Annotated in this window: 14 protein-coding genes; 7 read left to right on the top strand and 7 right to left on the bottom strand. The window is 58.9% G+C overall.

Annotated features, from left to right (window positions below; genetic code table 11):
- Positions 1 to 32: 32 nt before the first annotated feature.
- Genes rfbD through rfbB form a run of 4 tightly spaced genes read right to left on the bottom strand, consistent with a single transcriptional unit; the run spans position 33 to position 3,401 of the window.
- Entirely contained in the window at positions 33 to 893 is an 861-nt protein-coding gene (gene rfbD / locus ACQRAX_RS07980; protein ID WP_412039101.1) for a dTDP-4-dehydrorhamnose reductase, read from the bottom strand.
- 11 nt (positions 894 to 904) lie between these two features.
- On the bottom strand, positions 905 to 1,450 hold the full coding sequence (rfbC, locus tag ACQRAX_RS07975) for a dTDP-4-dehydrorhamnose 3,5-epimerase (RefSeq protein ID WP_412038915.1): 546 nt from the start codon (positions 1,448 to 1,450) through the stop codon (positions 905 to 907).
- On the bottom strand, positions 1,447 to 2,322 hold the full coding sequence (gene rfbA / locus ACQRAX_RS07970; protein ID WP_412038916.1) for a glucose-1-phosphate thymidylyltransferase RfbA: 876 nt from the start codon (positions 2,320 to 2,322) through the stop codon (positions 1,447 to 1,449). The genes rfbC and rfbA overlap by 4 nt, the downstream gene beginning before the upstream one ends.
- On the bottom strand, positions 2,319 to 3,401 hold the full coding sequence (gene rfbB / locus ACQRAX_RS07965) for a dTDP-glucose 4,6-dehydratase (protein ID WP_412038917.1): 1,083 nt from the start codon (positions 3,399 to 3,401) through the stop codon (positions 2,319 to 2,321). Before rfbB ends, rfbA begins: the two co-directional genes overlap by 4 nt.
- A 210-nt stretch (positions 3,402 to 3,611) precedes the next feature.
- Between rfbB and ACQRAX_RS07960 the strand changes: the two genes are divergently transcribed.
- The 4 genes from ACQRAX_RS07960 to ACQRAX_RS07945 all read left to right on the top strand — a co-directional run bounded on the left by ACQRAX_RS07960 (position 3,612) and on the right by ACQRAX_RS07945 (position 9,118).
- Positions 3,612 to 6,518, top strand: a complete 2,907-nt coding sequence (locus tag ACQRAX_RS07960) for an aminotransferase (RefSeq protein WP_412038918.1) — start codon at positions 3,612 to 3,614, stop codon at positions 6,516 to 6,518.
- 185 nt (positions 6,519 to 6,703) lie between these two features.
- The gene (aguB, locus tag ACQRAX_RS07955) at positions 6,704 to 7,582 is read left to right on the top strand and encodes an N-carbamoylputrescine amidase (RefSeq protein WP_412038919.1); all 879 of its coding nucleotides are present in this window, start codon (positions 6,704 to 6,706) and stop codon (positions 7,580 to 7,582) included.
- A 60-nt stretch (positions 7,583 to 7,642) separates the two neighbouring features.
- On the top strand, positions 7,643 to 8,749 hold the full coding sequence (gene aguA / locus ACQRAX_RS07950; protein WP_412038920.1) for an agmatine deiminase: 1,107 nt from the start codon (positions 7,643 to 7,645) through the stop codon (positions 8,747 to 8,749).
- 183 nt (positions 8,750 to 8,932) lie between these two features.
- A complete protein-coding gene (locus ACQRAX_RS07945; protein WP_412038921.1) occupies positions 8,933 to 9,118 on the top strand; it encodes a hypothetical protein in 186 nt (61 codons plus the stop codon).
- 65 nt (positions 9,119 to 9,183) lie between these two features.
- On the opposite strand, the gene ACQRAX_RS07940 is transcribed toward ACQRAX_RS07945, so the two are convergent.
- Positions 9,184 to 11,268, bottom strand: a complete 2,085-nt coding sequence (locus ACQRAX_RS07940; RefSeq protein WP_412038922.1) for a TonB-dependent receptor — start codon at positions 11,266 to 11,268, stop codon at positions 9,184 to 9,186.
- A gap of 353 nt (positions 11,269 to 11,621) precedes the next feature.
- Here ACQRAX_RS07940 and ACQRAX_RS07935 point away from each other — a divergent pair, with 353 nt between their 5' ends.
- On the top strand, positions 11,622 to 12,914 hold the full coding sequence (locus ACQRAX_RS07935) for an OprD family porin (protein WP_412038923.1): 1,293 nt from the start codon (positions 11,622 to 11,624) through the stop codon (positions 12,912 to 12,914).
- Between the two features lie 194 nt (positions 12,915 to 13,108).
- Positions 13,109 to 14,302 (top strand): MFS transporter, encoded by a 1,194-nt coding sequence (locus ACQRAX_RS07930; RefSeq protein ID WP_412038924.1) that lies wholly within the window; start codon positions 13,109 to 13,111, stop codon positions 14,300 to 14,302.
- 4 nt (positions 14,303 to 14,306) lie between these two features.
- On the opposite strand, the gene ACQRAX_RS07925 is transcribed toward ACQRAX_RS07930, so the two are convergent.
- Positions 14,307 to 15,458: a lysozyme inhibitor LprI family protein gene (locus tag ACQRAX_RS07925; protein WP_412038925.1), complete on the bottom strand. Its 1,152-nt coding sequence runs from the start codon at positions 15,456 to 15,458 to the stop codon at positions 14,307 to 14,309.
- Positions 15,459 to 15,634: 176 nt separating this feature from the next.
- On the opposite strand from ACQRAX_RS07925, the gene rfaD reads away from it, so the two are divergent.
- A complete protein-coding gene (gene rfaD, locus ACQRAX_RS07920; protein WP_412038926.1) occupies positions 15,635 to 16,666 on the top strand; it encodes an ADP-glyceromanno-heptose 6-epimerase in 1,032 nt (343 codons plus the stop codon).
- Here rfaD and ACQRAX_RS07915 read toward each other — a convergent pair.
- The gene (locus tag ACQRAX_RS07915; protein ID WP_412038927.1) at positions 16,663 to 18,042 is read right to left on the bottom strand and encodes a flavin-containing monooxygenase; all 1,380 of its coding nucleotides are present in this window, start codon (positions 18,040 to 18,042) and stop codon (positions 16,663 to 16,665) included. The two genes, rfaD and ACQRAX_RS07915, sit on opposite strands and share 4 nt — an antisense overlap.
- Positions 18,043 to 18,390: the final 348 nt, after the last annotated feature.

The following is an 18,390-nucleotide window of genomic DNA, read 5'->3' as shown; positions in this document are numbered from 1 at the left end:
AACTGCGCCAGAATGATCTGGCGCATTATGCGCTACTTCAGGCAGTCAATCAGCGCTTGCTGCCAGTGCGGTTGGCTGACATTCCACTCGCGTTGCAGGCGGCTGCAGTCCAGGCGCGAGTTCAGCGGACGCCGTGCAGGCGTTGGGTATTCGCTCGAAGCAATCGGCAGCAACTCGGCACAGGGCAAACCTTGGGCCTTGAGGTGTTCGCCGATGGCCTGGGCGAAACCGAACCAGGACGTCTCGCCCTCAGCGGTCAGGTGGTAGGTGCCCCAGGCACCGGCTTGGCCCGCCTGCCAGCGTTCGATCAGGGCACGGGTGCTCTGGGCAATGGTGCCCGCCCAGGTCGGTGCGCCGATCTGGTCAGCGACAATGCGCAGTTGCGGCTTTTCCTGCAGCAGGCGCTGCATGGTCAGCAGAAAGTTGCGCCCGTGCAGCGAATACACCCAACTGGTGCGCAAGATCAAATGCTCGCCACCGACAGCGCTAATCGCTTGCTCGCCAGCCAGTTTGCTGCGCCCGTAGACACCCAACGGGTTGGGTTGATCGTCTTCGGTATAGGCGCTGGTCTTGCTGCCGTCGAACACGTAGTCAGTGGAGTAATGAATCAGCGGGATGCCCAGCTTGGCAGCTTCTTCGGCGAAGATGCCTGGTGCCTGGCCGTTGATTGCTAAAGCCAGCTCCGGTTCGCTTTCGGCCTGATCTACTGCCGTATGAGCGGCGGCATTGATGATCAGGTCAGGCTTGAGCGCCTGCACGCGTTCACGGATGCCTTCGGGCTGGGCCAGGTCGAGCTGATCACGACCCAGCACATGCAACTGGCCAAGGTCACCCAAGCGCTGTTGCAGCGCTTGGGAAACCTGGCCGTGTTGGCCGCTGATAAGGATGTTCAGTCGGCGTGCGGTCATGGGAACAGGTCCGCCTCTTTCAGCCATTTACCGGCCTGGTCCTTGGCCGACAGTTGCGGTGCGGCGTCCAGTTGCCAGTCGATGGCCAGGTCCGGGTCGTCCCAGCGAATGCAGCGTTCGGCCGCTGGGTTGTAGTAGTCGGTGGTCTTGTAGAGGAACTCGGCGCTGTCACTGAGCACGACAAAACCATGGGCGAAGCCTTCCGGTACCCACAGTTGGCGGTGATTGTCGGCCGACAACCTCACCGCAATCCATTGGCCGAAGTGCAGAGAACTGCGACGGATATCGACAGCCACATCCAGTACTTCACCGTGGGTGACGCGCACCAGCTTGCCCTGGGTGTTTTCCAGTTGATAGTGCAGCCCACGCAGCACGCCTTTTTGCGAGCGGGAATGGTTGTCCTGGACGAAGGTTGTGGTGACGCCGGTTTGCTCTTTGAACGCCTCGGCATTGAAGCTTTCATAGAAAAAGCCGCGGCTATCACCGAACACTTTCGGTTCGATGATCAGCACGCCGGGCAGATCGGTAGTGATGACGTTCATTGATGCTCTTCTGCCAGGCCGTAGAGGTATTGTCCGTAGCCAGTCTTGCCGAAAATCCTGGCGCGCTCCAGCAGCTGGGGGCGATCGATCCAGCCCTGCTGGAAGGAGATTTCTTCCAGGCAGGCAACTTTCAGGCCCTGACGGTGCTCGATGGTCTGCACGTACTGCGAAGCTTCAAGCAGGCTGTCGTGGGTACCGGTATCGAGCCAGGCGAAGCCACGGCCGAAGCGCTCGACACGCAGGTCACCGCGTTGCAGGTAGGCATTGTTGACGTCGGTGATTTCCAGCTCGCCACGTGGCGACGGCTTGACGTTCTTGGCGATGTTCACCACATCGTTATCGTAGAAGTACAGACCGGTTACTGCGTAAGACGACTTGGGTTTGGCCGGTTTTTCTTCGATCGACAGGGCGCGACCGTCTTGATCGAAGTCGACCACACCGAAACGCTCCGGGTCTTTGACCCAGTAGCCGAACACGGTTGCCCCAGTAGGTTGCTTGATGGCGCGCAACAACTGCTCGCTGAAACCCTGGCCATGGAAAATGTTGTCGCCCAGAATCAGGCAGACCGAATCGTCGCCGATGAACTCTTCACCGATCAGGAAGGCCTGAGCCAGACCGTCGGGAGAAGGCTGTTCGGCGTAGCTGATTTCGATACCGAACTGACTGCCGTCGCCCAGCAGTTGCTGGTACTGCGGCAAGTCATGGGGCGTGGAGATCAGCAAGATTTCGCGAATACCGGCGAGCATCAGCACCGAGATCGGGTAGTAGATCATCGGCTTGTCGTAGATCGGCAGCAGTTGTTTGGAAACACCCAGCGTGATTGGGTGCAGGCGGGTGCCGGAGCCGCCTGCCAGAACGATACCTTTGGTCATGCAATAAGATCCTTGAGGTCACTGGCGCCCAAGCGCTGTCCTTGATAGCTACCGTCTTGTACGCGCTGGCACCATGGCAGGTTGTCCAGGTACCACTGCACAGTTTTGCGCAGGCCGGTTTCGAATGTCTCTTCCGGGACCCAGCCCAGCTCGCGCTCAATCTTGCTGGCGTCAATGGCATAACGCTGGTCGTGGCCTGGTCGATCCTGGACGAAGGTGATCAGGTCGGCGTAGTTGGCGACGCCAGCCGGGCGCTCAGGCGCGAGCTCTTCGAGCAGCGCACAGATGCCGCGGACCACGTCGATGTTCTTTTGCTCGTTGTGCCCGCCGATGTTGTAGGTTTCGCCGACCTTGCCTTCGGTTACAACTTTGAACAGGGCACGGGCATGATCCTCGACGTACAACCAGTCGCGAACCTGCAGGCCATTGCCATATACCGGCAGCGGTTTTCCCGCCAGGGCATTCAGAATCACCAGCGGAATCAGTTTTTCCGGGAAATGGAACGGCCCGTAGTTGTTCGAGCAGTTGGTGATCAGTACCGGCAGGCCATAGGTACGTTGCCAGGCGCGGACCAGGTGGTCGGACGCTGCCTTGCTTGCGGAGTACGGAGAGCTTGGCGCATACGGCGTCGTTTCGGTGAACAGGTCATCGACGCCATGCAGGTCGCCATACACTTCGTCGGTGGAAATGTGATGGAAGCGGAATGCCGCACGCTCTTCTGCCGGTAGGGTCAGCCAGTAGGCGCGAGTGGCCTCCAGCAGGCTGTAGGTGCCGACGATGTTGGTGTGGATGAAGTCAGAAGGGCCGTCGATCGAGCGGTCGACATGCGACTCTGCCGCCAGATGCATGATGGCATGCGGCTGGAAGCGCTCAAGTACAGCGCTGACGGTCGCTTGATCCGCAATATCGGCCTGAACAAATTCGTAGCGGGTGTTGGTCGCGATACTGGTCAGCGACTCAAGATTGCCGGCATAGGTCAACTTGTCGAGGTTGAGCACTTCGTGTTCGGTATTGGTGATCAGGTGACGCACCAGCGCCGAACCGATAAAGCCGGCTCCGCCGGTGATGAGAATTCGCATGTCGGAGTGCCTTTCTTCCATAACGGACATTGAACATTAAGCGCATAGCTTGTGGTGGGGAGCTGACTGGGGCAAGCAAAAAGCGCTGAGCAGTCGGGTTTTTCCTGAAAGCATTGAGCGGTTGAGCAAAATTTGCGCGATTTTAGCGGTTAATCTTGCTTCTCGGCAAAAGCAGTGGCGATATAAGCAACAAAAAAATGAGGTCCCGTCATGCCGCTCAGTACCTTGCTCCACCGCTCCAGCCAACCCTGCCCTGAGGTCAGCGAGCAGCAAGCGCTGCGGATACTGCAGGAGCACTATGGGCTCAGTGGTTCATTGCAGCCGTTGGGTAGCCAGCAGGATCTGAACTTTCGCGTCGACAGCGCGCAAGGGCGCTATGTGCTGAAAATCTGCCATGGCAATTACAGCGCCGCTGAACTGGAAGCCCAGCATGCTGCTTTGGGTTACTTGCGTGAGCGGGGGCTGCCGGTACCGGCAGTGATCTCGGCAGGTTCCGGTGCGCAATTGCTGGCGCTGGAGGTAGAAGGCCGGGCCCTGCGCGTGCGACTACTTGAGTACATCGAAGGTCAGTCACTGACCCGGCTCAAGTATATGGAGCCAACGCTGGTGGCCGAGCTGGGCAGGCTCTGTGCGCGTATTGACCAGGCTTTGGCGCAGTTCAGCCATCCAGGACTTGAGCGCACATTGCAGTGGGACCCACAGCATGCCCCAGCCCTCATCGCGCATCTGTCACCTGTGCTTAACGACGGGCCGCGCAAGGTGCAACTGCTCGAAGCCACCCTCAAGGCCGAACAGCATTTGCAAGATGTGATCGGCCACCTGCCGATGCAAGCGGTGCATCTGGATATCACCGATGACAACGCCGTCTGGCAACGGGATGGACAACGGCAATGGCAGTTGCGCGGTGTCATCGATTTTGGCGACTTGGTGCGCACCTGGCGTATCGCCGACCTGTCGGTGACCTGTGCAGCCTTGCTTCATCATGCCGAGGGCGATCCGCTACGCGTTCTGCCCGCGGTGCAGGCTTACCATGCGCTCAATCCCCTGAGCGAAGTTGAGCTCAAAGCCTTGTGGCCGATGATCGTTGCCCGCGCTGCTGTGCTGGTGCTCAGCAGTGAGCAGCAACTGAGTGTTGATCCAGGTAACAGCTACATTCGTGACAACCTGAGTCACGAGTGGGAAATCTTTGAGGTTGCCACCAGCGTCCCATTTGAACTGATGGAAGCTGCGATTCTGCAAATCACAGGCTTCTACTTACCCTTGTCGCCATTGCAGGCAACTCCGTTGCTGCCTGGCTTGCAGGTCAATGCGGTCACGCCAGTGGATCTGGGCGTGTTGAGCCGTCACTTCCAGGCTGGCAACTGGGAACAACCTGGTATCGACCAGCAACTGTTGCGTGAGCAGGCCGGTGTACAAGGCGCGGCCTGTTCGCACTATGCGCAGTACCGTCTGTCGCAAACCCATATCGACAATCCGCAAGAGCCGCGGACCTTTGCCTTGCACGTTGAACTGCAGCTGCCTGCGGGCACCGAGCTGCAGGCGCCGTGGCCGGGCGTTTGGCAAAACACGGCTGACGGCGAGGGCTGTCTGCAAGGCGCACAGTGCAGTCTTTGGTTGCGTGGGTTGGTTGATGCGCCTGAATCCGGGGCGCAGCTAAGCAACGCTCAGCGCTTGGGGCACAGCGAGGGGCTGCTGAGTGTCCAGCTCTGCCGCGTAGCGGGCTTGTGCCCACCCGCTTTTGTAGCGCCTTCGCGGGCCACAGCCTGGCAGGCTGTGTGCCCGTCGCCGCAAGCAGTGCTGGGGTTCGCCTGTGAAGCCGAACCGCTGGCCGATGCACAGCAACTGCTGGAACGTCGCGACGCCAGTTTTGCCCGCTCGCAGAAGCACTACTACGAACAGCCACCGCATATTGAGCGAGGCTGGCGCAACTACCTGTACGACATGCAAGGGCGTGCGTACCTGGACATGCTCAACAATGTCGCGGTCCTCGGTCATGGTCATCCGCGAATGGCCAGTGAAGCGGCTCGCCAGTGGTCCTTGCTCAACACCAACTCACGCTTTCACTACGCGGCCATTGCCGAGTTTTCCGAACGCTTGCTGGCGCTGGCGCCCGACTCCATGGACCGCGTGTTCCTGGTCAACAGCGGCACTGAGGCCAACGATCTGGCGATTCGCTTGGCATGGGCTTACAGCGGCGGCCGGGACATGCTCAGCGTGTTGGAGGCCTACCACGGCTGGTCGGTGGCGACCGATGCGATTTCCACCTCGATTGCCGACAACCCCCAGGCGCTGAGCACTCGGCCTGAATGGGTGCATCCAGTAATTGCGCCGAACACTTACCGTGGTGCCTATCGCGGGGAGGACAGCAGTGCCGACTATTTGCGCGATGTCGATGCCAAGCTGGCAGCCGTAGCTGCTGAGCAACGGCAACTGGCTGGCTTCATTTGTGAGCCGGTCTATGGCAATGCCGGCGGCATTTCGCTGCCACCGGGTTACCTGCAACAGGCCTATGCCAAGGTCCGCGCCGCGGGTGGCGTGTGCATCGCCGATGAAGTACAGGTCGGCTATGGCCGCCTTGGCGAGTATTTCTGGGGCTTCGAACAGCAAGGCGTGGTGCCGGACATCATCACCATGGCCAAGGGCATGGGCAATGGCCAGCCGTTGGGGGCGGTGATCACCCGTCGGGAAATTGCCGAAGCGCTGGAAGCTGAGGGCTACTTTTTTTCATCTGCTGGTGGCAGCCCGGTCAGTTGTCGAATCGGTATTGCTGTACTGGATGTCATGGGCGAGGAAGGCTTGTGGGATAACGCCCGTGATGTTGGCAGGTACTTCAAGGCGCGCCTGCAGGATTTGGTCGATAAACATCCGTTAGCCGGTGCTGTGCATGGTTCGGGTTTTTACCTGGGCCTGGAGTTGGTCCGCGACCGCACCACCCTTGAGCCGGCCAGCGAAGAAACCACCACCCTGTGTAACCGTCTGCGCGACCTGGGGATTTTCATGCAGCCAACCGGCGACTACTTGAACATCCTCAAGATCAAGCCGCCAATGTGCACTACCCGGGAGAGCGTGGACTTCTTCGTCGATAGCATCGACAGGGTGCTTTCCGAAGCGCTCTAGTTCGCGGAGTGAAAGCCGATTAACCAGATTGATATCGAGTTAATCGGCTTTTTTGTGCCTTCGTTTTTTGTTTTCTAGCTTTCAAAGTCGATATTTATCGGATATAAAGTCGTCCATCTACCCCTGCAATTTGTTTTTGGTCGCCTGCAAGGTCAGTCGGCCCAGCCATCCTCGAGGAGGTTTTCATGAGCCGCACCGTTACTGTCGCCGCCACCCAGATGGCGTGTTCCTGGGACCGCCAGGACAATCTGGCCACTGCCGAAAAACTGGTCCGCGAAGCGGCAGCAAAAGGCGCTCAGATCATCTTGATTCAGGAACTGTTCGAAACCCCGTACTTCTGCCAGAAGCCGAATCCGGATTACCTGCAATTGGCCACGCCGGTTGAAACCAACGCCGCAATCGCCCACTTCCAGAAGCTCGCCAAAGAGTTGCAGGTGGTGCTGCCGATCAGCTTCTTCGAACTGGCCGGCCGTGCGCGGTTCAACAGCATCGCGATCATCGATGCTGACGGCAGCAACCTCGGTGTGTACCGCAAGACTCACATTCCGGATGGCCCTGGCTACCACGAAAAGTATTACTTCAATCCAGGCGACACTGGCTTCAAGGTCTGGCAGACCCGCTACGCCAAGATCGGTGTAGGCATCTGTTGGGACCAGTGGTTCCCGGAGTGCGCACGCAGCATGGCGCTGCTCGGGGCCGAAGTACTGTTCTACCCGACGGCCATTGGCAGCGAGCCGCACGACAAAACCATCTCTTCGCGTGATCACTGGCAACGAGTGCAGCAGGGCCACGCCGGTGCCAACCTGATGCCGCTTATCGCCAGCAACCGCATCGGCACCGAGGAACAGGACGGCTACGACATCACCTTCTACGGTTCGTCGTTCATCGCCAACCAGTTTGGTGAGAAAGTCCAAGCGCTCAACGAGACCGAAGAGGGCGTGCTGGTGCATACTTTCGACCTCGATCAACTGGAGCACATCCGCAGCGCCTGGGGCACTTTCCGTGACCGCCGTCCAAACCTGTACGGCCCGGTGAAAACCCTCGACGGCGCGCTGGAATCCTGATCATTCAATGACCTCGTCGCGGGCCACCAGGCCTGCGTCGAACACTGCAAAGGTTTACTCATGAAGACCCTGACCAGCACCCCACGCGCCGACGGCTTTTACATGCCAGCCGAATGGGCGCCGCAAACCCAGGTATGGATGGTCTGGCCTGAGCGTCCAGACAACTGGCGCCTGGGCGGCAAACCGGTACAGGCTGCACACGTGACGCTGGCCCAGGCCATCGCCCGTTTTCAGCCGGTAACCGTGGCCGTCTCGGCCGGCCAGTACGACAACGCCCGTGCCCGCCTGGACGCGCCGAACATTCGCGTTGTGGAAATCAGCAACGACGATGCCTGGGTGCGCGACACCGGCCCTACCTTTGTTATCAATAACAACGGTGAAGTGCGCGGGGTCGACTGGGGCTTCAACGCCTGGGGTGGTTTCGAGGGTGGGCTGTACGCACCGTGGAACCGTGACGAGCAGGTAGCCAGCAAGGTCCTCGAGATGGAACGCTGCCAGCGGTACCAGACTGAAGGCTTCGTACTCGAAGGTGGCTCGATCCACGTCGATGGTGAAGGTACCCTGATCACCACCGAAGAATGCCTGCTCAACCACAACCGTAACCCTCACCTCAATCGTGAGCAGATCGAGGCGATCCTGCGCGATCACCTGGCGGTGGACACCATCATCTGGCTGCCCGACGGCCTGTACAACGACGAGACCGACGGCCACGTCGACAACTTCTGCTGTTACGTGCGCCCAGGTGAAGTGTTACTGGCCTGGACAGATGATCCGCAAGACCCCAACTACGCGCGTTGCCACGCCGCACTTGAGGTGCTGCAGAACAGCCGTGATGCCAAAGGTCGCCCCTTTACCGTGCATAAGATGCCGATTCCGGGGCCGCTGTTTGCCACAGAAGAAGAGTGTGCAGGCGTCGATCCGGTAGCCGGTAGCCAGGAACGCAACCCTTCGGTTCGCCTGGCGGGCTCCTACGTCAACTTCCTGATCGTTAACGGCGGCATAATTGCGCCGAGCTTCGATGACCCGGCAGATGTCGAGGCTAGAGCGATTCTGGCGCGGGTGTTCCCGGACCACGAAGTGGTAATGATCCCGGGTCGCGAAATGCTATTGGGTGGCGGCAACATTCACTGCCTGACCCAGCAGCAACCGGCACCGTTCAAGGGCTGAATTTGCGCAAAAACTAAAACCCGTCTTCGGACGGGTTTTTTTATCGGCGGCGACAATCGGCGTGGCTTTCTGGCACACCTCTTGTATTTGTTTTGCATTGTATTTCAAGCAGATAGGACAGCATCGTTCTGTCACAAAGTTTGAGTAGGTTAGCCGCTCACGGCCCAGGGAGTACGTGTCGAAATGAATGCAGCAAGTGAGTCGGCCCCGACCGCATTGAATCGCGAGGCCCTGCGAAGGGTGGCGCAGTGGTTGAAAAGCAATGGAGCCATCCGGGGCAGGAAGTCCGATCACCGTCGTTCGTTGCTGGAGCGTTATCCGCGCGGGTTGATTACAGAAGCGGAGCTTGAAGCACTGCTGGGTGAGTGAATCGCCAGCAGCACTGCTGAATATGTCGCCGCTGCCGCCCGGCTGCGGCTACGGTTCTTCAAGCATCAGAAGCTATAGGTACCGGTCACTACTAGGCTACGTGGATCACCGAACTGGATCTGCGCGGCACTGGTGGCCGAGCTGTAGTAGGTCTTGTCGGTAATGTTGTTCAACGCTGCACGCAGGTCCCAGTCCTTGGCGCGGAAACCGGCCAAGGCATCCCAGCGTCCATAACCTGGCAGTACCGCAGTGTTCTGGTTATCAGCGTAGCGTTCGCCGACCAGGGTCAGGCCCGTCTCGCCATACCAGCCCATCTCGGGTTTCCAGGTTACAAACACGCTGCCATTACGTTTGGCGACGTTGCTCACCCGATTGCCTTCCTGGCCGTTGTTGTCCTCGACAATGGTTGCATCCTGAATACCGATGCCACCCCGTACATACCAGTTGCCGACGATGTTGCCGGTGGCGGTCAGTTCCACCCCGCGTGAGCGCTGCAGGCCGGTCAGCAAGGTAACGCTAGGGTCGTTCGGGTCACTGGTACGGCGGTTGTAGAGCTCAAGTTCATAGACCGCCAAGGTGGTGCTCAGGCGTTCGTCGAGCCAGTCGCTCTTGACCCCGATTTCCTTCTGTCGGGTCTCTTCAGGGCTGGTTTCGTTGCTGTTGCCAGGCGCCCCCGGGGTGATGCCGATCAGGCCGCCGCCCACGGGTGAGAAGGTCTTGCTCCAGGAGGCGTAGAAGGAATGTTCTTTCCACGGTGAATAGACCACGCCCAGGCGAGGACTGGTGCTGGTGCTGTCCTGCTTCTCGGAAATATTCTTGAGCTTGTTGGTGGTCTCGACCTCGAATTGGTCGAAGCGCACCCCGGCCAGAAGTTGCCATTGATCGTTCAGGCGCAGTTGGTCCTGGATGTACAGGCCACGGCTGTCGACCACGGTGTGGTTGTTGCTCCATGGCAGCATCAGGCCGTTGTACTGCGCGTTACGGTCAGGATTGTCCAGGTCTACGCTCGGCACTTTTGTCGCTGATTTGTAGAGCAGCGGATCGCGCCGCTGATTACCGAACTCCAGGCCGGTCAACAAGGTGTGCTGTAGGCCGAAGGTGTCGAAGTTGCCTTCCAGTTCAAGGTTGTTGAACAGGTTGCGGGTATTGAGGTCCTGTTGCCAGCGCTGGCGATCGACCTGATGGGTGGCCGCCTTGTAGCCGGTCTGGTAGGTGTTGTCGAAGTCGCTGTTGAGCTTGAACAGGCCGAGGGTATGGCGTGCCTGCCAGTTTTCACTGAGTTGGTAGTTCAGGCGCGAGCGCAACGATTGCGCCTTGTCGTCGATGAAGTCGCGCTGGGTGTCGCCGTAGGTGGTATCACGGTCAACATCAGCCGGGCGGCCGTTGACGCTGGGAATGCCGCGATCAGGGGTGCGGTTGTAGCGGCTGTATTCGTATTGCACCAACCAGTTGAGTTCCGGGGTCAGTTGCCAGCTCATGGACGGGGCGAACAGCTGGCGGCTGCCGTCGATGCCGTGGCGGAAGCTGTTGTTGTCCTGGTTGCCCATGTTCAGGCGCAAGCTGATGTTATCTGACGGATCGGCGCTAAGGTCGGCGTACAGGCTGCGCAAGTCTTCGCTGCCACCTTGAGCTTCGATGCTGGAGCGGCGCCCGGCTTCTGGCAATTTGCTCACGCGGTTGACGATCCCGCCTTGACTGCCGCGACCGTACAACACGGCAGCCGGGCCTTTGAGCACCTCGATACGCTCGATGTTATGCAAGTCGCGCACGTACTGGCTGTCGTCGCGGATGCCGTCGAGGTAAAAGTCATTGCTGGCGTCGAAGCCGCGGATGCGCACGCTGTCGAAGCGGGTATCGGCACCGTTGCTGACGTTGGGAATGCCACTAAGCGCCTTGCCCAGGTCGTTGGTGCCGTAGTCCATTACGTTGCTGGTCTTCACCGAGTCGATCGCCTGAGGAACATAGCGGGCCGGTGTAGACGTGCGAGTGGCAGTGCTGACTTCCTTGACCCGCGGATCGTCTTGTTCGCGGTCACTTTCGGCGGTAACTGAAAGTTCAGGGAGGGTGGTGCTGGCGGCCAAGGCCAGGGTGGAACCGAGAAACAGGGAGACACCCAGAGTCAAGGGTGACAGTCGGCAGGGGGCAGGCATTAAGAGCATCCGAAGGGGTGAGCGTGTTAGACGAGGGCGTATTGAAATTCGGCGCGAATGATAATGCTTGCTATTTGCTTGTGTTAATTGTTTCTAGTTTGCGCTTGCGCATTTATGTATCTAATTGTTTCTACAGGTTATCTTTCACGAAATTTTGACACGCTGATCCGCGCACGGATAGGATTCGGTCAACGCCTGTAGGCCAATCGGCCAAGAGTCCAGAATAAAAGGCCCGCTGCGATCGTTCGCACGCGGGCTTTTTATTTTCTGACCCGCGAGCGTCAACCCACGCAGGGGGCGTGGTTTCTGGCGTAGGTCGCAGAGCGTATTTGACTAGTAATAAGGAAAATAAAATGTTGAAAACCAGGATCAGCTTGATCGCGCTGGGGCTAATGGCAGCGACTCAAGCTTCGGCCAATGATCAGGCCAGCGCTAACGGCTTCGTCGAAGACAGCACTGCCAGCGTTCTGCTGCGCAACGCATTCATCAACCGTGACAAGAAACACGGCAACAAAGACCAGAGCGAATGGGGCCAGGCCTTCATCGGCAAGTTCTCCTCCGGTTTCACCCAGGGCACCGTCGGTGTCGGTGTAGATGCCTTTGGCCTGTACGCTGTGCGTCTGGACGGCGGTAAAGGTCGCAACGGCGGTGGCGGCATCGACTTCTTCAAGCCGGCCGAGGGCGATGCGCCGCAGAACTCCCCGCACAACCTGGCCCGTGGCGGCGCCGCAGTCAAATTCCGCGTCTCCAACACAGTACTGAAGTACGGCGATCAAATGCCGGAACTGCCAGTGCTGCAGTACGACGACGGTCGCCTGCTGCCTGAGAGCTACACCGGTACCATGATCACCTCCAAAGAGATCAAGGGCCTGGAACTGAACGCCGGTCGTTTCACTCAGGAAGCGCGCAAGAGTGCTGAAGGTCGTGACAGCGGTGGCCTGAAGTCGATCAACGTGCTCGGCGGTAGCTACAAGTTCACTGAGAACCTGTCGGCTTCGGTGTACGGCTCTGATGTTGAAGACGTACTGAAGAAGTACTACCTGGGCGTGAACTACGTTCACCCGATCTCCGACGATCAGTCCCTGACCCTGGATTTCAACGGCTACAAGTCTGACATCGACAAGAAATATGTCACTGACGCAAACCTGACTGGCGATTCCAACACCATCTGGAGCCTGGCGGCTACTTATGCCTTTGGCCCGCACTCGATCACCCTTGCTCACCAGCGCAGCACTGGCGACACCGGTTATCAGTACGGTTTCTACCAGAACGCGGGTGGTGTGGGTGACGGTGGTTCGACCATCTACCTGGCCAACTCCTACTGGTCCGACTTCAACGCTGAAGACGAGCGTTCCTGGCAGATCGGTTACGGCCTGGACTTCGGCGCGTTCGGCGTACCGGGTCTGACCTACAAAGTGGCTTACGTGCGTGGTGACAACATCAACACCCACGGCTTCGGCGAAGGTAAAGAGCGCGAGATTTTCAACCAGTTCAAGTACGTGGTTCAGGAAGGCCCTGCCAAGGACCTGTCCGTCAAACTGCGTGGTTCGTTCCTGCGTACCTCCGAGAGCGTTCGCTTGAACGGCTATAACGACGACGGCAACGAAGTTCGCGTGTTCGTCGAGTACCCAATCAGCCTGTTCTAATCAGCTGCTTGGCGTCACCCACAACCCCGGCCTAGGCTGGGGTTGTTTGTTTGCGGCGTATGCCAGGTCCGCTCGCTGAGCCGATGTTGTCGCGATAGTTAATCACTGACTGAACCCAACTCCGGCAGTTGCATAACTGCCGGCCGCACTCGCCGTGCTACAAGGCACCTTCAGTTTTTTGTGAGTGAAGCCTTGTGACTTGCGCTACTCGCACTGCAGCGGCCAACCGTGGTTTCGGCCTGCTCTGCCTGGCCAGCTATCTGTTGTCGTTGTCTTACGGCTCGACCTTTCTTTTGTCACTGCTGGTCAGTAGTCGTGGTGGCAACGAGCAGGATGCCGGGCGGATCATTTCCTTGGCGATGCTTAGCACCGTGATCGCTGTACTTGGCAGTGGCCATCTGGCTGATCGTTGGGGGTCGGCGCGGGCCATCGCCCTCTCGGCGCTGTGCCTGGTCACAGCGTGCTTGGGCTTTGCCCTGATGCCCGGAACCGGTGCTGGTCTGATGCTCTGCGGTCTGATCCTTGGTCTTGGCTGGGGCGCGTTCTATACCCTCGGGCCGATCCTGGTCGCTGAGCGAGTAGAGCCCTCGCGCCGCACTCACTGCTTCGCCCTGCTCTCGGGCAGCATGATGAGTGGTATCGGCTCGGGGCCGCTGGCGGGCAAGCTCGCCAGCGTTTTCGCTATGCCGGTGCAGACAGCGTTCTATGTGGCGGCCCTGGCGGCTGTCATCGGTTTGCTGATCTTCAATCATCTGGCACGTCAGCCACGCCAAGCGTCCAACCCCGTCGGCATCAGCCGTCGGGCTAGTGCACAGGTACTGGGCTCGGCGGCGCGTTGGCCGATTCTCATGGTCGGCTTAGGCGGGGCAATTTTCGGTGGTTTGGGCAGCTTCCAAACCTCCTACGCGGCGGCGCGAGGCCTAGACTATTCGCTGTTTTTCATCGGTTTCATGAGTGCCGCAATTGGCTGTCGACTGTTGATTGCCGGCTGGGTGGTCAAGCGCGATGCCTATCGTGCTTCCTGCCTGCTTTCGGGCTTTATCGTCCTGGCGGTCGTGGCATTGGGCTGGTGGGTGAACGGCAACCTCAGTTACCTGCTGGCGGCGGCATTGCTGGGCGTCGGCTATGGCCTGAACTACTCGGTGATCAACGGCCTGGCAGCGAATCAGGCACCGCCTGGCTACACCCCGCAAGCCCTGCTGTTGTTCAGCCTGGCGTACTTTCTCGGGGTGTTCGGTTTTCCATGGCTGGCGGGCAATCTGATTGTCAGCGGCGGCACCGAAGCGATGATGTTCAGTCTGCTGGCGGTAGCCCTGATCAACTGGGCTATCAGCATTGGCCGCCTGTATGAGCGCCGACGTACCGCTACGCTGTCGGCGCTGGGCTGAACCTTCAAGGTCCAGGGGCGATGGCTAATTTCAGTTGGTTGGCCTCGAGGTAAACGACGGCCTCGTGGCCCAAGGCGTCCACCGGGAAAGCGGCAACCGCCTCATGCTCAGGAACGATCTTCTCCAGCGTCTTGTTCTCCAGATCGACCCGCCAGACACAGGCGAAGTCGCCGTTGTTATCGAAGTACAACACCGGCCGGGTCGGGCTCCAGATCGGGTTCATCAGGCTCCAGCCCTTGTCATCCTTGCTCATCACCCGGTCGTAGACGTTGTCGTCCTGCAGGAAGGGGTAAAGCAGCAGCAGGCCAGTGTTATCGACGTTCAGGTCGCTGGCAACGATGGCTTTGGAAAAGCGTTTGCTGCTGGATTCAGTCGCGTAGAGCTGTGTCGACGGTTGCGGCACGGCCTTGGAGCCCAAGGTATAGGCCATGCTTTGTTCGGCCTCGCCACGCATACGCTGGCGATAGTAGAACACCCCATCAATGATGCCAGCGTAACGTTCCCCCTGATCGTTGGCGCCGGTCTTGCCCCAACCGCTGAAGCGAATATCGCGGGCAATTGGATGAAGGCCCGGGCGGGCATCGGAATACTCGTAGAGGGAACCGAAGTAGCGGCGCTCATAGCCACTGCGAGGAGTGCTGACGGTAAGATCCGCCTGGTCGCCGACAAAAATCACCACATTTAGCACACCGTCCACGGTCGCCACATCGACCACTCGAGCATAGGCGTTGGCCTTGATTTCAGGGATTGTGGTCAGGGCAAAACGTTGCCACGGTGCGTCTTCAATCTTCCTGTAGGGCTGTTGGTCAGTCGTAGGGACAAGTGAAGAGGCCGCAACGTGCGGGCGCTCCGGTGCTGGCGTCAGCCGTGCTATCTGCTGGTCGTAAGCGGTTTCAATGCAAGCTGTCGAGTCGCAATGATTGCGCACCTCGCGCAGCCATTGCCGCTGCAGCTCACGGTAAATTTTCTGATGTTTGAGCGGCAGGTAAAGTTCGCTGAGCTGCTCGTCCTTGGCCGACAGTGTCGGCGCGTTGCAGATGGCCGTTTCCACCAGCGTACCGGCCTTACTGCAATCGAAGCTGGCGGCGAAGGTGGTGTGGCCAGGCAGACAGGCGGCGAGCAGGGCGATCGGTAGCAGGCGCGTGAAGGCTTTCATCAGACATCCATGTGCACAAGAACGGGGCATGGATGATAAGGCAGCACTGGCTATGACGGCAAAAGCACAACCTGACGGGCGTCAAGGTTATCCACAAAACTATTGATCCTGGTTAATTTTTGCACAGTCCACCCTGCCTAAACTGAGGGCTCTGCACCCTTAAAGGGGGACAAGGCATGACCATTATCGTCACCGGCGCCGCCGGTTTCATCGGTAGCAACCTGGTCCAGGCCCTCAATCGACGCAACGAAACCGAGATCATTGCGGTCGACGACCTGACTGATGGGGACAAGTTTCGCAACCTCGCTGATTGCGAGATTGCCGACTACCTCGACAAGGACGACTTTCTCGAGCGCTTTGCCCGCGGCCAGTTCGGCAAGGTTCGCGCCGTATTACATCAAGGCGCTTGCTCCAGCACCGTCGAAGGCGATGGGCGCTTTATGATGGACAACAACTACCGCTTCAGCCGTGACCTGCTTGATGCTGCCCAAGGCCTGCAAGTGCCGATGCTGTATGCGTCGTCGGCAGCGGTATATGGCGCCGGTAGGGTTTTTCGCGAGCAACGCGAGAACGAGCGGCCGTTGAATGTTTACGGCTACTCGAAATTCCTTTTCGACCAACGTGTACGCCGGCAACTGTCCGCGGCCCGTAGCCAGATCGTTGGTCTGCGCTATTTCAATGTTTACGGCCCCCACGAACAACACAAAGGTGCAATGGCGTCGGTCGCTTTGCACTGTTTCAACCAGTATCAAGCCCACGGCAAGGTCAGTTTGTTTGGCAGCTACGGCGACTATCCCAGTGGCGGGCATCTGCGCGATTTCGTCTCGGTGGAAGATGTGGTCAAGGTCAACCTGTTCTTCCTTGATCGTCCGCACCTGAGCGGGATTTTCAATGTTGGCAGTGGCCGCGCCCAGCCGTTCAACGATGTGGCCATGGCGGTGATCAACCGCCTGCGCGAGCAGCAAGACCAGCCTCCGCTTTCACGGGAGATGGCCTTGCTGGAAGGCATTCTTGAGTACAGCGAATTTCCCGATCACCTGCGCGGCAAGTACCAGTGCTACACCTGCGCCGACCTGGAGCAGTTGCGCGAGGTGGGTTACCGCGAACCGAGTCTCACGGTGGAGCAGGGTGTGGCTCGCTACTGCGACTGGTTACAGGGGCTTGAAAGCCCTGCGCCTGTACCCAGTCGACAGGCGACAGCAGCTTAGTGCTGACGTAGGGTTTTCACATCACCCTTGGCTGAAGTCTCGCGCAGGTACTCGGCGAGCGAGTCGTCCATGGCCTGCATCCAGCGGGTATGGTGGGGCACAGCGGTGGTACCGGTGATGACTGAGCGGTAGGACTTGTCGCGGTAGCCCATGATGTCCTGCTTTTTATCCGACTTCCATTTCAGGAAGATCCGGTTAACCGCGTCGATATCGAAGCTCGGGTAATCGCTTTGCCCGATCAGGTGCTTGATGTAACGGCCCTGAAATTCGTACATCGATGCGGTGCTTTCCAGCGCTTCTTCTTCGGCGCGCCAGCGTGCGCTATCAGCCTGCATCTCGGTCTTCGATGGCAACGTGTGGCGTCCAAGCATGTAGTCGCGGGCGAACCAGGCCTGGGCATCGAACATATTGAAGCTGTACCAGAGGTCTTGCATGCCGAGGTAGATCAGCTGCGGGTTATCTTCCCAGATCACGCCCTGATACAGCCCCAGCGGCCATAGGCGGTTACCGGTCTTGAGCGTCAGCTCATCAGGCAGGAATGGAAAGTGATGCTGATAGCCGGTGCACAGAATGATCGCGTCCACGCGCTTGCTCGAACCGTCGGCAAAGAACGCCAGGTCGCCTTCAACGCGCTGCAGCTGCGGCCGCTCTTCCCAACCCTTGGGCCATTTGTAGCCCATTGGTTGTGTGCGGTAGGCCGTGGTGATCGAGCGTGCGCCGTACTTGAAGCACTGCGAGCCGATGTCTTCGGCTGAATAGCTGCTGCCGACAATCAGCACATCTTTGCCCTTGAATTCCAGCGCATCACGGAAGTCATGGGCATGCAGAATGCGCCCGGAAAAACGCTCGAACCCGGCAAAGTCCGGCACATGCGGCGTAGAGAAATGCCCACTGGCGACCACCACATAATCGAACACCTGCTCGATGCCCTGGTCGGTTGCGTAATCGTAGGCGCTGACTGTGAAGGTACGGCTGGCCTGATCAAAACGCACGGCTTTGACCGCCGTGTTGAAGCGAATGTAATCGCGCACAGCGGCCTTTTTCACCCGTCCCTGAATGTAATCCCACAGCACCTCGCGCGGCGGATACGATGAAATTGGCCGTCCGAAATGTTCATCGAAACTGTAGTCGGCGAACTCCAGGCACTCCTTCGGCCCGTTCGACCACAGGTAGCGATACATACTGCCGTGCACCGGCTCACCGTGTTCATCCAGCCCGGTGCGCCAGGTGTAATTCCACATCCCACCCCAGTCGGCCTGCTTCTCGAAACAGACCACCTCAGGCATCGCAGCGCCTTGGGCGTGAGCGGATTGAAAGGCACGCAACTGCGCCAGGCCAGAGGGGCCCGCGCCGATAATGGCAACACGAATAGTCATAAGACTTCCTGACAGAAAACACTGAAAAAAATGCAAAGCGTCTCCAGCCCTGAACGGCAGAGCCGAGGGCAAGGGAAAGCGGAAAATTCAGGTGTCAGTTGGCAGGTGGAGGGACGGGGCGTTTGCGTTTGTGTGCGAGCAAAGTGTCGCGAGGTGGAATCGACAAGGCGTGGAACAGTGTCGAGAGGGGCGAGCAGGACAGCGATGGGCCAGCGGCTAGGGTGGGCCCGTAAGACTTGCCGAACAGCGCGGCAAACGGGCCTTGGGGGCGAAAGATGCGTGTGGTCTCGTTCATGATGGGCTGATTCTGCCTCTTTTCGTTATGGATGCCTTTTTAGCTATAACGGA

It is taken from the genome of Pseudomonas sp. UM16, from assembly GCF_050312595.1.
Taxonomy (GTDB): domain Bacteria; phylum Pseudomonadota; class Gammaproteobacteria; order Pseudomonadales; family Pseudomonadaceae; genus Aquipseudomonas.
The sequence above is the reverse complement of the archived record's forward strand: the minus strand, read 5'-3'. Positions and strand labels throughout refer to the sequence as shown.

Excerpts from the sequence above, each read along its gene's own strand:
- aguA (WP_412038920.1), top strand. The coding sequence starts at position 7,643 with ATGAAGACCCTGACCAGCACCCCACGCGCCGACGGCTTTTACATGCCA.
- rfbA (WP_412038916.1), bottom strand. The coding sequence starts at position 2,322 with ATGACCAAAGGTATCGTTCTGGCAGGCGGCTCCGGCACCCGCCTGCAC.
- rfaD (WP_412038926.1), top strand. The coding sequence starts at position 15,635 with ATGACCATTATCGTCACCGGCGCCGCCGGTTTCATCGGTAGCAACCTG.
- ACQRAX_RS07925 (WP_412038925.1), bottom strand. The coding sequence starts at position 15,458 with ATGAAAGCCTTCACGCGCCTGCTACCGATCGCCCTGCTCGCCGCCTGT.
- ACQRAX_RS07915 (WP_412038927.1), bottom strand. The coding sequence starts at position 18,042 with ATGACTATTCGTGTTGCCATTATCGGCGCGGGCCCCTCTGGCCTGGCG.
- ACQRAX_RS07935 (WP_412038923.1), top strand. The coding sequence starts at position 11,622 with ATGTTGAAAACCAGGATCAGCTTGATCGCGCTGGGGCTAATGGCAGCG.
- rfbC (WP_412038915.1), bottom strand. The coding sequence starts at position 1,450 with ATGAACGTCATCACTACCGATCTGCCCGGCGTGCTGATCATCGAACCG.
- ACQRAX_RS07945 (WP_412038921.1), top strand. The coding sequence starts at position 8,933 with ATGAATGCAGCAAGTGAGTCGGCCCCGACCGCATTGAATCGCGAGGCC.
- ACQRAX_RS07940 (WP_412038922.1), bottom strand. The coding sequence starts at position 11,268 with ATGCCTGCCCCCTGCCGACTGTCACCCTTGACTCTGGGTGTCTCCCTG.
- rfbB (WP_412038917.1), bottom strand. The coding sequence starts at position 3,401 with ATGCGAATTCTCATCACCGGCGGAGCCGGCTTTATCGGTTCGGCGCTG.
- aguB (WP_412038919.1), top strand. The coding sequence starts at position 6,704 with ATGAGCCGCACCGTTACTGTCGCCGCCACCCAGATGGCGTGTTCCTGG.
- ACQRAX_RS07960 (WP_412038918.1), top strand. The coding sequence starts at position 3,612 with ATGCCGCTCAGTACCTTGCTCCACCGCTCCAGCCAACCCTGCCCTGAG.